This is a genomic window from Nostoc sp. (genome assembly GCF_036917455.1).
Classification (GTDB): domain Bacteria; phylum Cyanobacteriota; class Cyanobacteriia; order Cyanobacteriales; family Nostocaceae; genus Nostoc.
On the sequence record NZ_JBALDK010000178.1, the window covers coordinates 15,990 to 30,970 of the forward strand.

14 protein-coding genes and 1 pseudogene are annotated in these 14,981 nt (G+C 40.0%); 4 read left to right on the plus strand and 11 right to left on the minus strand.

What is annotated here, in order from left to right; all coding sequences use genetic code 11:
- Window positions 1–138 precede the first annotated feature (138 nt).
- Complete coding sequence (locus V7K42_RS18895; RefSeq protein ID WP_334918694.1) at window positions 139–717, minus strand: TMEM175 family protein; 579 nt, start codon at window positions 715–717, stop codon at window positions 139–141.
- 172 nt (window positions 718–889) lie between these two features.
- A complete protein-coding gene (locus V7K42_RS18900) occupies window positions 890–2,263 on the minus strand; it encodes a DUF2252 domain-containing protein (protein ID WP_334918696.1) in 1,374 nt (457 codons plus the stop codon).
- 171 nt (window positions 2,264–2,434) lie between these two features.
- On the opposite strand from V7K42_RS18900, the gene V7K42_RS18905 reads away from it, so the two are divergent.
- Complete coding sequence (locus V7K42_RS18905) at window positions 2,435–3,115, plus strand: RibD family protein (protein WP_334918698.1); 681 nt, start codon at window positions 2,435–2,437, stop codon at window positions 3,113–3,115.
- A gap of 450 nt (window positions 3,116–3,565) precedes the next feature.
- Window positions 3,566–3,805: pseudogene (locus tag V7K42_RS18910) on the plus strand (AMP-binding protein); the annotation flags it as partial.
- Between the two features lie 15 nt (window positions 3,806–3,820).
- Here the strand turns inward: V7K42_RS18910 and V7K42_RS18915 are convergent.
- The 4 genes from V7K42_RS18915 to V7K42_RS18930 all read right to left on the minus strand — a co-directional run bounded on the left by V7K42_RS18915 (window position 3,821) and on the right by V7K42_RS18930 (window position 8,129).
- Complete coding sequence (locus tag V7K42_RS18915; RefSeq protein WP_334918700.1) at window positions 3,821–4,489, minus strand: DUF6875 domain-containing protein; 669 nt, start codon at window positions 4,487–4,489, stop codon at window positions 3,821–3,823.
- Window positions 4,490–5,504: 1,015 nt separating this feature from the next.
- Window positions 5,505–7,175, minus strand: a complete 1,671-nt coding sequence (locus V7K42_RS18920) for an alpha/beta hydrolase (RefSeq protein WP_334918702.1) — start codon at window positions 7,173–7,175, stop codon at window positions 5,505–5,507.
- Window positions 7,103–7,369 carry a hypothetical protein gene (locus V7K42_RS18925; protein ID WP_334918704.1) on the minus strand — a complete coding sequence of 89 codons (267 nt, stop codon included), beginning with the start codon at window positions 7,367–7,369 and terminating at the stop codon, window positions 7,103–7,105. The genes V7K42_RS18920 and V7K42_RS18925 overlap by 73 nt, the downstream gene beginning before the upstream one ends.
- A 127-nt stretch (window positions 7,370–7,496) precedes the next feature.
- Window positions 7,497–8,129, minus strand: a complete 633-nt coding sequence (locus V7K42_RS18930) for a hypothetical protein (protein ID WP_334918706.1) — start codon at window positions 8,127–8,129, stop codon at window positions 7,497–7,499.
- Window positions 8,130–8,976: 847 nt separating this feature from the next.
- Here V7K42_RS18930 and V7K42_RS18935 point away from each other — a divergent pair.
- On the plus strand, window positions 8,977–9,429 hold the full coding sequence (locus V7K42_RS18935) for a hypothetical protein (RefSeq protein ID WP_334918708.1): 453 nt from the start codon (window positions 8,977–8,979) through the stop codon (window positions 9,427–9,429).
- 369 nt (window positions 9,430–9,798) lie between these two features.
- On the opposite strand, the gene V7K42_RS18940 is transcribed toward V7K42_RS18935, so the two are convergent.
- A complete protein-coding gene (locus tag V7K42_RS18940) occupies window positions 9,799–10,125 on the minus strand; it encodes a YbjQ family protein (RefSeq protein WP_094327544.1) in 327 nt (108 codons plus the stop codon).
- 799 nt (window positions 10,126–10,924) lie between these two features.
- Here V7K42_RS18940 and V7K42_RS18945 point away from each other — a divergent pair.
- Complete coding sequence (locus V7K42_RS18945) at window positions 10,925–11,605, plus strand: tetratricopeptide repeat protein (RefSeq protein WP_334918710.1); 681 nt, start codon at window positions 10,925–10,927, stop codon at window positions 11,603–11,605.
- Between the two features lie 2 nt (window positions 11,606–11,607).
- Here V7K42_RS18945 and V7K42_RS18950 read toward each other — a convergent pair whose 3' ends face one another.
- The 4 genes from V7K42_RS18950 to V7K42_RS18965 form a co-directional block, all read right to left on the minus strand.
- Entirely contained in the window at window positions 11,608–12,510 is a 903-nt protein-coding gene (locus V7K42_RS18950; RefSeq protein WP_334918712.1) for an ABC transporter ATP-binding protein, read from the minus strand.
- Window positions 12,511–12,583: 73 nt separating this feature from the next.
- Window positions 12,584–13,591: an aldo/keto reductase gene (locus tag V7K42_RS18955; RefSeq protein WP_334918714.1), complete on the minus strand. Its 1,008-nt coding sequence runs from the start codon at window positions 13,589–13,591 to the stop codon at window positions 12,584–12,586.
- 229 nt (window positions 13,592–13,820) lie between these two features.
- On the minus strand, window positions 13,821–14,324 hold the full coding sequence (locus V7K42_RS18960) for a hypothetical protein (RefSeq protein WP_334886719.1): 504 nt from the start codon (window positions 14,322–14,324) through the stop codon (window positions 13,821–13,823).
- 175 nt (window positions 14,325–14,499) lie between these two features.
- Window positions 14,500–14,802 carry an RNA recognition motif domain-containing protein gene (locus V7K42_RS18965; RefSeq protein WP_190934409.1) on the minus strand — a complete coding sequence of 101 codons (303 nt, stop codon included), beginning with the start codon at window positions 14,800–14,802 and terminating at the stop codon, window positions 14,500–14,502.
- Window positions 14,803–14,981 lie beyond the last annotated feature (179 nt).

The window sequence follows — 14,981 nt, forward strand, 5'->3', positions numbered from 1 at the left end:
TTTTATTCTTTTTTAAGAATAGTAATTGGATTAAAAATACGTAGGCATAGCCCCGTGGAGACATCGTTTAATAAATGCTTCGCCAAGTTTTCACTATCTCTTTGCTACCTCTGAGGAAAAAGTTGCAGCTTAAGAAATCTAAAATTCACTGAGAGTCTTTTCTATGCGACGGTCAGGGATAAGCCAGATAATTGCGACTAAAACGTACAATGCACAGGCAAACCATGAGTTCACAAAGGCAAGTGGAATAGCTACAGCATAAAACACCACCGAGACTTTTCCCTTGAAGTCTTCACCGACTGCGATCGCTAATGTTGAATCCTTACCGTGGTAAGAAATCAGGGCGCGGGTAAGAACGTAGTATGCGATCGCAGCTAACATCAACACCGTACCATAAAGGGCAACTGGCATAGCAGCAAAGTGATTCTCGCCCATCCAACCAGTGACGAAGGGAATTAACGACAACCAAAACAGCAAATGCAGATTAGCCCAAAGGATACGCCCATTAACCTGTCTGATTGCTTGTAGTAAGTGATGGTGATTATTCCAGTAGATACCGATATAAATAAAACTCAGTACATAACTCAGAAATACCGGGATTAGCGGACGCAGCGCAGCTAAATCGAACCCATGCGGCACTTTGATCTCTAGCACCATAATAGTAATGATGATGGCAATCACCCCATCACTAAATGCTTCTAACCTTCCTTTGCCCATATACGCCCACTCAAATTATCGAGGATTCCTAATGTATATAGCAATCTTAAATCATTTGTGAGAGATAAAATCGCTGAAAAGCCTATAAATAGGTATTTTTTATTTAACTTGGAATGGTGCGTTACGCTTTGCTAACACACCCTACTTTTACACTTTATTTAATCCACATTCCTTAGTACAATGTCACCCCCTGGTTATAAGCATTAACAAAACTCGTGTAGTCATACTCGACTTGAGTTGCATAGTCCACTGCAAAGTTAACAATTTCGTCTTTGAATACAGACTTGTTACTGCCCACAACATCAGTAACTTCCTTGTCAACACTTACAGAAACGATCGCAGCATCGTAGTCTTTATCAGAGATGGCATGGTTCTTCGCAACGACCTTCCCTGCATATCCCATCGCATCCATGAACTTTGACTTAGTGGTTAGTAACGTATAGTCAAAGTCCACTTGGTAGGGTGATTTTTCATGCAGCATAAAAGGGATGCTACTGACTGTAGTGTAGCCAACTAAGGGATCGGTATTGGAGAGCATCGCTTTTATGGCGATTGCTACCCGCGCCCCTTCTTGGTTTCCGTAAACTGAAGTTGGTAGCAGACCTGGAACGGCGATCGCAACTGCGCTACTACCTTCCTGCTTCATCTCCAAAATGCGATCGTCGTCGGTTGCTGAACTCGGGCCTTCAATTAGCAAGTAATATCGGTACTTACCAAGACTACCAGTGCCAGAACCTAATTTGAGTCGAATATCTTTGAGGGTGTAGTAACTATTGTTGTAGCGCTTACTACTAGAAATTGAAGCAATGTAGCTGCTCATAGCTCCAGCAATATCTGAATAGGTGCTGCTGGATACAGGCTGGAGTTCCGAGGTTGTCTGGAAAACTCGATTGTTACTGTTGTTTAATTGCGTGTACTTCGTTAACAAGCTAGAACGGCTCTTACCTGATGTATTTTGAATCAAATCTTTGACTACACCATTCGTATTGCTGGAATCTAAACGGTATGACAGTTCATCATTGGTTCCCTTAAAGTCGCTCATCTTATTTAGATAAGCATCCAAGAAATTCCGCACAATATCTTGAGCATCACTTGAGCTAAGACCGTTCTCTTTCGCTGCCAACAGAATGGAAACTGCCATGCGTCGCAAATCCCAAACGTAGGGACCAAGATAGCCTTCATCAAAATCAGTGGTGTCAAAAACGTTGTTATCATTGCCATCTCTCATTCCCCCAAGATTTTGCAAATGCATATCTCCTTCTAACCAGATCGCAGAGGTTGAAGAATTTACAAAACCTGAGCTTGGCAAGGTCTGCATATCACGATAAAAAATATGATCTGTTCCCCGATAAAAGGCAAAGGGGCTAGCTGTCATTTTTTGCATCTTCGTTGCCAGTTCTTGAGGTAATTGAGAAGCAAAGGGATGGTTGTATTGGTAAATTTCATTTTCCACCCAATTTGAACGGGGAGTTGCAGCTTGAACTGGAAATGCCAACCCCAAAATTAGAATTAAGACAATTACAATTGCAAATATGTGTTTAGGCATGACAGTCTCTTAAGTGTAAAAAATTGACTTTTGCTTAGAGGCAATAATCCAACAATAATCCTTTTAGCACCTTGAGCTATAGCTTGAAAAGTGATTTAAAGCACAATGCAATAACTATTCATGCCAAGGATTCAAAAGAGTAAAATCATAAAGAACCATTAGAACGTAATCATGTCAGCTATCCAAACAACTGTAGTTCTTGGAATGACGGCAGATGGAAAGATCAGCGCCGTAGATCCTCAAGCACCCCGTGATTTCGATGCAGTTGATCTAGCACATTTGGAGTTTCAAGTCTCACTTGCCGATCTAATTTTGGTAGGAGCAGGGACAATTCGGGCTGAAGGGGTAAGCTTTAAAATTAGCAATCCCGAACTGTTGGCAGCACGTGAGGTTAGGAATCAGTCTCCTCAACCCATTACCTGCGTTGTCTCAGGTTCCCTCGATCTCTCGCTGGACTTGCCTTTTTGGAGTCAAGACATTGAGCGATGGATATTTACAACACGAACTGGTTTAGAGCGCAATTCTGATGCAACAACCTTGCAAAAACTGGCTGAATTAATTGATTTGGGAGATACAGACCTGGACTGGGATCGGGCCTACAGCTTGATTGCAGAGCGGGGTATTCATAAGGTTGTAGTTTTGGGAGGCGGCTCTTTAACAGCTGCTCTAGTAAAGGCTGGGAAAATTGACGACTGGTGGTTGACAATTTGGCCTATCATTTTTGGAGGAAAGGATGCCCCTAGTCCAGTAGAAGGGGAGGGTTTTGTTCCTAAAGCTGCTCCTCATTTGCAACTTGTCGAAACTCGTCAGGTTGGAAGTGAATTGTTTTTACACTACCGCACACTTAAATAACAAAAAAGCGCCTTCCCAATTTGGGAGAGCACTTTTTTATTTAGTTAATGCTTGAAAATTAACCGTTGATAGCAGGAGCGGTAAGAGCAACAGGAGCTTGTATAGTCAGTCCTTCGTCAAAGTCCCGGATTTCTCACCACATCTTGATTAAGCCTACGCTTAAGCGGGAGCAATGCTCTAACAGTGAGATGGGTAAGCAGGGGAGGCAGGGGAAGAGAAAGAAATAAGTGTAGAAGCAGTCTGTTTTGGTAGTAAAAAATACTAAGAATGCCTCTTGACTCCCCCTGCTCCCCCTGCTCCCCCTGCTCCCCCTGCCTCCCCTGCTCCCCCTGCTCATTAGATGATGATCTCACTTTTTCGCGTTGCTCCCGAAACGGTATTAGTTGCAGTCCAAAATTTATAGGAGCGGGTATGACTACCTTGTAAACTGGTTTTGATTTTACCTTATTACACTTAATACTAGTTGAGTGGAATAATACTGTTACTCCATACCCAAAGGATTACTGTTTTCATCAACTCTTCGAGCAACAAGTCCAGCGAACCCCCGAAGTGACTGCTGTCGTCTTTGACAATCGGCATTTAACTTACCAAGAACTCGATCGCCAAGCTAATCAACTCGCCCATTACTTACAAAAAATTGGTGTTGATTCAAAAGTTTTAGTAGGATTGTGTGTTGAGCGATCGCTCGATGATGGTAAAACTATGTTACCTGACAATAGCTGTAAGTTCTTCTCTTGCTAAAGCTAACGCTTGATAAGCATTTTTAAACTTTGTTTCATCTGTAAATTTATGACCAAAATGCTTTAAATAAGCTTCCAGATATCTAATACGTAAGTGTGGATCGGTTGGACTCAGAAGAAAGGGAAGGTCAGCCTCAACCATAAACCGGATAGCCAATAAGGGAATCGGGCTACGAAGTGGACGAAAGTTTGGATTATGCAGACCAGGACTTTCATTGCGTTTATGAAACTCTCCGATCATTAGTCCTGATTCAACAAACAAAGGTTTAAGTTTTTGCTGGACATGATCTATTACTTGATAGGCTCTTTCATCAATGTCAGGAAAGATAATTAAAAAAGCTTTATTAATTGCTAATTCTTGCTCTTTAACTTCCATTCCAAGAAAGATACTTCGGTAGCGTCCAACAACCTCTTCTAATTGTTCTGGATACAAATCTTTTGTGCGAATAACTGCTAGACGAATACTGTTTGACTTTAGAGAGTAAGGTACAAAAGGACAAACTGCGCCGGGTCTTCCTAAGTTAGGATGAGGTCTTCCTAAAAAGTTTTTCACCCACTCCGTAATTTCAAGTAAGTAAGGAAAGTCTTCGTGTTGCTTAAGTTGTTCGATTTCAAGAGTTGTATAGAGTTGCATAAGCTTGTGTAAAATTTAAGAAGTTGTTGATTGAAAAGTCAAAAATAGTTATCCAGTTTTATGTCTTTAAAACTAATTATTAGTTAAGTAAACAAATACGCCAGGATTTTGTAATTTCTGCTTTAGTTATCGTTTATAAGTAAGTTGCCGTGAAAAACCTCAAGTATGTTACGAAACGTAAATAGACTTAAAGCCCTTACTAATGCCAATGATCAAGGACAGATGACAGCTTTCTCCCGGATTTCTCACCATATCTCTCAAAGCCTTGTGCAGGGGAGCAGGGGAGCGGGGGAGCAGGGGAGAGTTCAAAAACCAAGTTCTTTCCCCTCTGCCCCTCTGCTCCTCTGCCCCTCTGCCCCTCAAGCTTGTGAGAAATGCGGGTTTCTCCTGTGGTCGCCGCTACCCGAATGCCAGTTCGCTTTAATTGCGCCGACCTACTTAGCAGATAAAAAGGCTCAAGCCTTTTTGTGAGTCTAAAGAATCTTAAGCCAATCAATACACAAACATATTTTTGCAACAAGCAACTTGTGTTCATTTATTTCTGGCATTTTAGCTAGAATACACATGTATTATCCAGCAGATAGTCCTACTTTTTTACACCCTTAAGCTTCTATTATTTTTAACAAATATATTATAAAGTTTCTGTCTCAATAGTTATTTATACTGTAAAAATTTAGTATTGATTCAACAGCAACTATAGGTTTAGTATCAATTTAGTATAATTTTACTTAAGTAAAAGATCGAGAATTCAGTCTAAATGAATTATCTCTACGACAAATGTGGGTTTTCAATTGATACATACCTGGTATTTTTTGTCAAGATATAAGTCCTAGCTATAGCCCTTTCAAGGTGGTAAAACTTGGAACGAAAATTAATGATTTCAACCTTCAAAAAGCCCAAAATCTGAGCGAAGAACTTAGGATAATAGCACTGAAACAATGTATTTTCGTTGAACACCTTGAAAGAGCTATAGTAATCCGATATAAGATTGGATATTTTTTTAATTGGAAGTCTCTTATTTATTAACAAATTCTTTCACTATTGCCATATCATCAGGAGGAATCTGTGTAATTAGGCGAAATGGAAATGCAGGAGTTGAAGCAAACTGGGCATAATCTGGTGTCAGAAAGATGGCGTAGTTTTTGGCTTCTGGAGTCATCTGTGCAGCAAAGGCTAAAGTTATAGCTTTAAGGTACTTGCGAACATCTGCTGCTTTTTCACCCACAACTTCACCGCCACTAAGCGGTGTATTTAATTGTCCTACCTGATCCAAAGTAGTACTAGGGTCTTTTATACTTAGATGAGTACCCCCAACTATACCAACGAGCCATTTGGGGGATGGGATTTTGTCAAATCCCACAATCTGTTCAGTTAAAGCTGGGGCAGTTTTATCGGCGGAACCTGCTAATACTAGGGTAGGAACTTGTATCTTAGTTAACCCAGTTTCGCCAAAGATCAGAGAAGTTGTAGGATTGAGAGCGATCGCCTGTTTGATTCTGGAATCTCGTAGTTGATAGCTATTTTCTGGTAGTTCTTGAGCAATACACTGTATATTTTCTCCCAGACTCAAAATAGTCAAGTTCTTTTTGCAGCGTTCTTTCAGATGTTCTAATTGTAATTCGGCTCCAGCAAGTGCTAAAGCTGTAGCACCACCAAAAGAATAACCAACAACCATCGCTTTATTGGTTGTAAGTTTTCCTTGCAGTGGATTATTAGCTGTTTGGTTGAGCTTTTCTAATTCATCAAGAACAAAACTAATATCTTGAGGGCGATACAAAAACTCTTGAGGTTTCATAACTCTGGTTTTGCCTTGTAATGCTAAGTTAGTATTTTCCCCATTACTACCGGGATGTTCTAAAGCTGCGACTACATAACCGTGGGATGCTAAATGTTCTGCTAGGTAACGCAAGTCTGTACGGACTGACGCAAAGCCGTGAGAAAAAACAATTATGGGTTTGTCGGGAGTTGCAGCAGTTGACCAATAAATATCAACTGGAATTTTACGGTCGCGCTTTTGGTCATTCAGGCTTAAGTTGAGTATTTTTACTTCAGCGTTTCCTGGTTGGCTGGGATCAAAAGTGAAATGAATTTGCGGTGTTTTGGGGTCAAGTTGGGGAGCGATGGCTAGCATAAATTGCTGCGTGCGCCAAAAAGCTGTATTCAAATTCCCTGCAACTATAAAAGCCTGGGGCAAATCAATTTCTAAGCGTTTACTAGGATAAGCGGCGATAAAACTTAGTATAGAAAGACCCTGCGGTGCAGCAGAACCTAATACTAATCCTGCTCTTAGTGCTTGAACTCCAGCTTTGTCCTTTCGGGCTAAGGCTGTAGCGAAGTCACTAAGAATACTTGTGCCAATCTGGGTATTAGCTAACTTATCAATGGTGACAACATTCATCGGTATATTCATGCCCAATGCCCCCAACAAGAAGCGGCGTTGTTGTTCAGGTAATCCTTTAGTAAAAGGCTGTAAACTCTCAGGTAATTCCCCAGTTTTTGCAGCCTTTTGCAACTCAGCCAGGGAAATGGATTCTGTAAATAAACCTAAACGCACAACAACGGTGTCAGCCGCAATTGCCGAAGTATTTGCCCCGAACTGTGTAAGTGCGATGCTTACGGCAAGGGTTTTACCCAACGCACCCAAGAAACCTGCAACTGTCTTAAGACTTTTCCAACTTCTTCCCATTCCCATAAATATTTATACCAATTGTTACTTACGGGAATATAACGGATATTTGTGTATTTGACTACCCCATTGATTGGCAAGAGATAAAAGCAGCTTGAAATTGATAGCGATCGCCCCGATGTCTCATACCATTTCTGTTTGAAGATGCACTTATAAGAGAATATAGAATCTTCAAATGGGGGATTTAAACCCATTTAGTCATCCATTTTTTAGTTGATAATTAAATTTTGAATTCTTACTTGCTAAAGAATAAACAAAAAGCACCTTTTTTGAAGGCGCTTTTATTTAAAATAAATAATCTTTAATTTTTCAGACAATACTTTAAGGATTGTAATTGTTAGTCCGGGGACTGCGAGCACCAGCTACGGCTCCAATCATTGAGGCTATTAAACCCAACAAAGAACCAAAGACAAACCACCATAATCCCGAACGTAAATTAGCTGCCGCTTCCCTAGCTTGTTGGGCACTGATGTTTGCTTGTGGTACATTAACACCACCTTGTTGTTGTACCTGATTTATAACTTCTCCGGCGTTAGAGGCAGCAACACCAAAAGCACCAGATACTCCACTTGCTAACAGCCATGAGCTAACTGCCAAAGTCGTTGCCCAAAGGATTGCACCGTTAAGAAGAGCTGTATTGCGGTTCATTGGCCCGCAAGCACGGGCTGTAACCCAACCACCGGTAAATAGGGAAATTAGTAAAGCGATCGTTGACCAAAGCCCCGCATTACCCGCAGCGTTAGGGGCAATTGTTCTCGGTGCACCTGAACCTTCAACTGCGCCTGCCGCAACAGCAGCAATTATGGCGCTTAATATTAATTGAGTGGCTAAAGAAACCAACAAACCAGAAATAATCGGCCCCCAGCGAACAAGATCGTGATATTCAGTTACCCGACCTGCAATAACAGGCTCGTTAGGAATAACGTCATTACCTGTCCGATTTACGTATGACATAGTTTATGTTCTCCAGTGCTGTTCCAGCAAACTCAATCAAATATATTCATGTTCCTGTTTAAGATTAAATAACTAAATCATCTATTTTAATATCTATCGATAGAAATAGTTGATGGATATATATTTAGTAATAACCAAGAGATTTATGTAACAATCTTTTAATACATCTTAGCTTTTATTAATTAATATCTGAAGAGTTATTTATTTAGAAATTATTAATATAAAATTTTTGATGATTTTCAAAAATTTCTAATGAATATTTGTGTATTTAACTACCCTATTAATTGCCGAGAAATAAAAGTAGCTTTTTTCCTGAACTTGATAGCGATCGCTCCGTTCCATACCATTTCTATTTGAAGATGGGCTTATAAGAGTTATGTAAACTACAGGGAGAGCAGACGCATTTGCGGAGCGTCTCCTAGAGAAGGGGCTACTCTACGGTTATCCAACGGAGTACCCGCAGAGTATTGTCCCTACATGAATCAAGCGTAGCCTCATATAAAACTAGTATCAAAGCATCTGCTGATGAGAATAAAGCTCATCAAAAACATAATAAAATCAATAAATTGTAGAATTAATTACAGCGAAAAAATTGAGCATAAATCAGTGTTAATAGCCACAAAAGCCTGGTTGTTTCTCAGCTAGGTTTAATACTGTAAGGAAGCTCTAAAACACAGTAAGCGATCGCATATACAATCTGCATTTTTTTTACAAAAAAAATAATCGCCTGCTTAATGTTTTGTCTTTGCCATTAGAAGGTGTTGTAGGTAGATAGTTTTACTGCTGTAGCTGGACTATCATTACTCATCAAATTCTACCGACCGCATCAACAAATTTTATTGGCTTTATGCGTCGCAGACTCCGCTATCTTTTAATTTTACTATTCTCTGTGATTATTACTACAGTGTGGTGGACTGTGAATGATTCTGATTGTAATTCCAAGGCTTTTTTAGCATCAAAAACTGCGAAATTCCAGGTACATGCAACTAAGGTTATTATTCAGCCGTGGCGTGGTCGTCATCATATCTATGGAATTTTTATGATTCCTGATGAATACAAACAAGCTGAGTTTTTTGTGTTAACAGTTCAAGGTGCTGGTAATTACTGTTCAAAACAATTTGGTTATCAAAAAAACTTTAATGATATCTTTGCTGAACCAGGAACTTATCTGGTAAAAAAATTTATTAGAACTCGAACCGCTCTAAGGCTTATTTTTCAAGGTTTGTACTTTCAGATTAATGATAATAAGAATTGGACATTGACTTTCCCCGAACTAAAAGTTAGTCAACACAATTCATAATTCATCAGTCAGCTTGGTGGCCATAGCAAAGACATCGGTGACTCGTTCTAAGCCATTTTTTATTCGGTGAGGTATATGTATGAAGAAAATCTAACCTCCTAATGCCCTTCTCCGAGTGGGAATAACTAAAGGCAGCGAACATTCACTTGTTAAAGAATGTGGTATTCCCAAAAAAGCAGAAAGCAAAATTATGTTCTTCTTCAATATTAATGTCTGAATAATTATTTAGACATTATTAATATAAAAAATTTTAAATCACAATACAATTATTAATTTCTATGGAAAAAGCTTTAGCTGTGTATAGAATTAGACTTAAGACAAAAGTTTGTAACCTTTGTAACAATTATCGAAAGTAAAGATAATCAAAAATTAACGCATCCTGACAGCAGTGCCTGTGGCAGTAATCAGCAAAAGAACTCCTGACTGATCGAGATTGATTGTACCAGTATCAATTTCAATCCCAATTACTGCATTCGCTCCTAAACGTTGCGCTCGCTGTTCTAATTCTTCTAGTGCCTTGCGTTGACCCTGCTCAAATAGACGCTCATAGCTAGCAGTGCGTCCACCAATAATATCCCGAATACCAGCCAAAAAGTCCCGCAAGAAATTGCTGCCGTAGACTACTTCTGCTGTCACAATACCTAAATATGACTCAATCACGGCTCCTTGAATCACATCAGTGGTGGTTATTATCATAAATTATTCTCCTAGATGATATATAAGGTTGAGATTTTATATTGGACTCCTATTTGATTTTTGAACAAGATTCAGTACACATTTATACCCCTCTTTTCTATTCCCTGTTCACTACCTACACAGATAATTATGGCTACGCCACGCTACGCGAACAGGAATCAAATCGGATTACTATATTTATTATCAAAATATATGTACAAAAATAGTGTGTATTGATACAAGCTCATCGATATCCTCTTACACAATTGGAGATTACGATCGCAAATGCGCTCTCATTGATAGTATTGTCCTGACTAAAAGCTAGAATTTTAAGGAACATTTTGCTTGTTAATTTTATCTTACCGTGTAATGACCAAAGTTAGGATATAAACGTCTGAAAGGCAGTTTCCTAAAAGATAGTATCAATGACTAAAAATGTGAGAAAAATTGAATACAGGGTCAACGAATTATTAAATTAAATCACAAACAGGAATCAATGCTAAAGCCTCTCAGATTGGAGTATTATCTCTCTAGGATTAAGTTAGATACCTGTAGTTTTTAGAGATAACACGTATATATACTGATCCCCCAAGTGTTGTTTTGTTGTTTTAATGATTCATCTGTAGGGTAACTTCATCTGAACTTGACATCTTACACTTGATTATTCAGTAAAAACTCTGTGGTGTAATGCTGATTGTAAAGGAAAGATGAGATGAACTATTCACATCTTAATCAATACGAAGAAATACAGTTTTCAAAAGTCCAGATTTTTGTTTTAATGTACAAGAAAAAAGTCCTCTAAAATTTCAGGAAATTTACTGTGTACAAGCCAACATCATTTGTGTTTAGCGTGGTGTTACTAGGATGTTTTGCTTTCACTATACCTTCAGTGGCTCAAGCTCAGGTATTAGTGGCGCAAGCTAAAAACCCACAATTAAAGCAACTACTAGAAGAAGGACGGAGATTAGTGGATGGTGGCGATTATGGGGGTGCGATCGCAGTTTATCAGCAAGCAGCTAGCCTAGATCCCAAAAATGCTAAAATTCATTCAGGTATTGGTTACTTATACGCTCAACAGGGAAATTACCAGGCAGCACTAACATCTTATCGTCGGGCGATCGCCATCAACCCTAACAATAGTGATTTTTACTACGCTGTGGGTTACATCAAAGCCAATTTGGGAGACACACCTGGGGCAAAAGAAGGCTACCGTCGGGCCATACAACTGAACCGTAACAACGTTAACGCCTATTTAGGATTGGCTGTTACCCAATCTCGGATGGGAGACTATAGTGCTGCTACCTGGGCATACCAACAAGCAATCGACTTGGATAAGAACAATGCCCAAACTTATGAGTTGATGGGTTCAATGTATAAACAGCGACGACAAGCGAAACTTGCCAACAGCTCGCTTCAAAAAGCCCGCGACTTGTACAAGCGGCGCAATGACTCAGCAGGAGTAGACAGAGTAGAAGCCATGTTGCGACAGTTAGGAGGATGAGGTTAATCTAACTTGCGTCCCGTTAATTCCACAAAAATATCTTCCAGGTTAGAGGGACGCACCATCATTCCGGTTTTATCGGGCTGTTCATTCAAGTAGATATTCGCGGATTCTAAAGATGGGAAAAACAAATATTCCCAACTACGCGCACTATCAGTCCCCACTTCAGACAAACCCAATTGCTTCATCACCAAACCTTCACCGTGAACAGAACGGAGCTGTTGTAAAGTTCCCAAAGAAATCAGCCTACCGCCATCCATAATACCGATGCGTCCTGGCTTAGTAGAGCCAAAAGCATCGCACAAAAATTCGACCTCATCCATATAATGGGTTGTCAGTAGCATCGTCATCCCTTGTTTATTTAAATCTCGAATAATTTCCCAGAGTCGTCGCCTGGTTTGGGGGTCTAGTCCTACGGTTGGTTCATCCAAAAACAAAATTTGCGGTTGATGCAATAAAGCTCTCGCAATCTGCAACCGTCGTTTCATCCCCCCAGACAGGGTTTTTACCAAATCATCACGTTTTTCTGCTAGCTCAACATACTCTAGCCATTGATTAATCAGTTTTTGTCGCTGCGGGTTGCTAATGTGATGTAGTCTCCCATGCAGTTCCATATTTTCCCAAACGCTTAAATCGTTATCCACACTGATTTGCTGCAAGACTACACCAATACTTTGTTTTGCTAGCATTGCTTGGCTTGTTACATCATATCCACCGACTTCTATCCGTCCTTGGGACGGTTTCGTGAGTGTAGTCAGCATCCGAATTGTGGTTGATTTACCCGCACCGTTCGGGCCCAGTAGAGCAAATATCTCCCCCGCTTCAATTTTGAATGACAGGTCATTAACTACAGGTACATTGTTATAAAACTTGTAGACGTTTTCTAGAAAGACAGCAGCAGTCATGGTCGCTTTGTTCCAATTAAAAATTTAAAATCACTTCAGTATTGATATCGATTACCTGTGAGGTTGCTTCTATCTATTTAGTTTGAAAGATATTTTGTACCATTTTTTTGTCTGTATTTGCCGCCGCCCTATCCAATTCTGCAATTTCACCAACATTTAATTGCCAACCTAACGCACCAATATTCTCCCTCGCCTGTTCCACACTCTTTGCTCCAGGGATGGGAATGGTTCCTTTAGAGATGCACCAATTAATTGCTACCTGTGACATGGTTTTGTTTCTGAACTGTGCCACTTCTTGCAAACATAGCAAAAGCGATTTGCTATCAGAAGCCGCTCCATGTCTACGCATTCCCGTTAATATCTGCCTAAATAAGAAACCTCGGATGCCTTTGGGTAAAGGGCCTTGCTCAGAATATTTTCCTGTCAGTAGTCCTAAAGCTAGAGGGCTGTAGGCAATTAGTTTAATTCCCAATTCATCACAAAGGTCTTTAAGCCCCAATTGGGTGACAGGATATGTAGACAACAAGGAGTACTGAACTTGTAGAGTAGTAATAGGAACACCTCGTTCAGCAAACTTTTTTTGCACTTGTTTGAGCCGTTTAGGCCCATAATTCGATAATCCCACTCCCTTGACTAGTCCTTGCTCATACAAATCGGCAAGACCATCTAACAGCCCTCCTTCTCGCCAAGGAGCATAATTTGCTGTTGACCAGTGCATTTGTACCAAATCTACGTTTTTTCCTAGGCGTTGGGCAGATGACTTGCAAGCCCTTACCATTGAGTTGCGTGTCCATCTCCACGGGTAAGCAGCAAGTTTAGTCGCAATACAAATATTTTCTTTGTTTGAATCTACATATTCTCGGTTGAATCGTCCCAGCAGTAACTCACTTCGACCATTCAATCTCCCAGTTCCGTAAGAATCACCTGTATCAAACAAAGTCACACCGTTGTTTACGCAAAGGTTAAACACCGCTTGCAACTGGTCATCCATACTTTCGTCATATCCCCAAAGCAGTTGGTTGCCCCAGGCCCAAGTCCCGCAGCCCATACTTGGAAGGGAGAGTTTTTGGAGAGTCTGCATCTTTGCTCTCTGTAGATTGCCTTATTAATTATCAAGTATATAGAAGGTATTAATACGCCAGTTGTATGATTTGCAGGCAAATGAAGAAAACCTTCTAGCACTGGTGCATCGTTAACTATTTTCGTTTAAAAGTTTACAAAAGTAGTCTCGCTACTTTAATTATTGGGCAAACAAAGCCCAAGCACATATATTTTTAGTTGGTTACTAAAAGCAACTTAAGCACCAACCATTAGGATATTGTCGAATTTGCAAGAAGCCAAGCTTTCTGAGTCCAGGCATTATTTAATAACCCAACCTCTGGCACTTTGAATTCAAACAAATGAGGTGGTGATTGTAGCAATAAGGACGAACCTTTATCATGAGCCTCAACTAAGTTAACTATCCAGGGAAGAAAGTCTAAAATTTCTTTTGGTAGTACAGTTAACTCGAAATCCCACACTAAATTAAGACCTCGGCAGACTTGTCCTTTTCTGAATGTCGCCACTCTCCCAGCACTCTTATTTATAGCCAGTCGAAGAATGAATGGGCGGAAGGGGACAAATTCATCAGGTGCTGTATAAGCATATACATTTACATAGTTTAGTCTTTCCCTACGATCCATCCAAGATGCGATCGGTGAATTACTACTATAAGATGTACCAGTTATGCTCACCGGAATATTCATAGTAGCAGCAAAGTTACAGTAGAACTTATGCCTTAGTTCGCTAACAATATGTTTAGCTTCTGGGTTCATGGTTGCTACACCTGTAAAAAAACGATACTTACGGTAAGCTATGCGTTAGCATGACTTCATAAAAAAAATTTATAATCAATTGCAGAAACTTCTCTTACGCCAGTCAATCAAAGCAAAAAAGGCAGACGCTTTATCTGCCCTCAATACCTTAGAGTTAAACTCTTACTTTTAGACCTTAATAGCGACGAGAAGAACCACCATCACCACCTCGTCTACCGCCAGAGGAACCTCCATCAGTCTTGGGTTTAGCTTTATTAACTTTTAAGCTCCGACCCATCCAGTCAGCATTATCAAGGGCTTCAATTGCTGCTGTTTCTTGTGCGTCTGATTCCATTTCTACAAAGCCGAAACCTCTCATTCGACCTGTTTCTCGGTCGATAGGCAATTGAACATTTTTTACCGTTCCGTATTCTGCAAAAACGTGCCGGAGGTCATCTTCTTTAACCTCGTAAGATAGATTACCGACGTAAATTGACATATAATGTCTCCAGAATCAGAGGGTGTAGAGATTTAGATGCGGAGAGGTCTGTAATACAAGTATATATAAAAACAAACTACACAGCCGAATTTAATCTTCTATGCATACTTTATCATAAATTGAAAACTTATGTTCACAAGTAACATTATAGTTATCTGTCGAGCTAAATATTCCGACAG

Bases quoted from the DNA above. Each gene is read 5' to 3' on its own strand.
- V7K42_RS18900 (WP_334918696.1), bottom strand. From the start codon at position 2,263: ATGCCTAAACACATATTTGCAATTGTAATTGTCTTAATTCTAATTTTG.
- V7K42_RS18895 (WP_334918694.1), bottom strand. From the start codon at position 717: ATGGGCAAAGGAAGGTTAGAAGCATTTAGTGATGGGGTGATTGCCATC.
- V7K42_RS18905 (WP_334918698.1), top strand. From the start codon at position 2,435: ATGTCAGCTATCCAAACAACTGTAGTTCTTGGAATGACGGCAGATGGA.
- V7K42_RS18930 (WP_334918706.1), bottom strand. From the start codon at position 8,129: ATGTCATACGTAAATCGGACAGGTAATGACGTTATTCCTAACGAGCCT.
- V7K42_RS18965 (WP_190934409.1), bottom strand. From the start codon at position 14,802: ATGTCAATTTACGTCGGTAATCTATCTTACGAGGTTAAAGAAGATGAC.
- V7K42_RS18960 (WP_334886719.1), bottom strand. From the start codon at position 14,324: ATGAACCCAGAAGCTAAACATATTGTTAGCGAACTAAGGCATAAGTTC.
- V7K42_RS18940 (WP_094327544.1), bottom strand. From the start codon at position 10,125: ATGATAATAACCACCACTGATGTGATTCAAGGAGCCGTGATTGAGTCA.
- V7K42_RS18955 (WP_334918714.1), bottom strand. From the start codon at position 13,591: ATGCAGACTCTCCAAAAACTCTCCCTTCCAAGTATGGGCTGCGGGACT.
- V7K42_RS18920 (WP_334918702.1), bottom strand. From the start codon at position 7,175: ATGGGAAGAAGTTGGAAAAGTCTTAAGACAGTTGCAGGTTTCTTGGGT.
- V7K42_RS18935 (WP_334918708.1), top strand. From the start codon at position 8,977: ATGCGTCGCAGACTCCGCTATCTTTTAATTTTACTATTCTCTGTGATT.
- V7K42_RS18925 (WP_334918704.1), bottom strand. From the start codon at position 7,369: ATGGGTTTAAATCCCCCATTTGAAGATTCTATATTCTCTTATAAGTGC.
- V7K42_RS18950 (WP_334918712.1), bottom strand. From the start codon at position 12,510: ATGACTGCTGCTGTCTTTCTAGAAAACGTCTACAAGTTTTATAACAAT.
- V7K42_RS18915 (WP_334918700.1), bottom strand. From the start codon at position 4,489: ATGCAACTCTATACAACTCTTGAAATCGAACAACTTAAGCAACACGAA.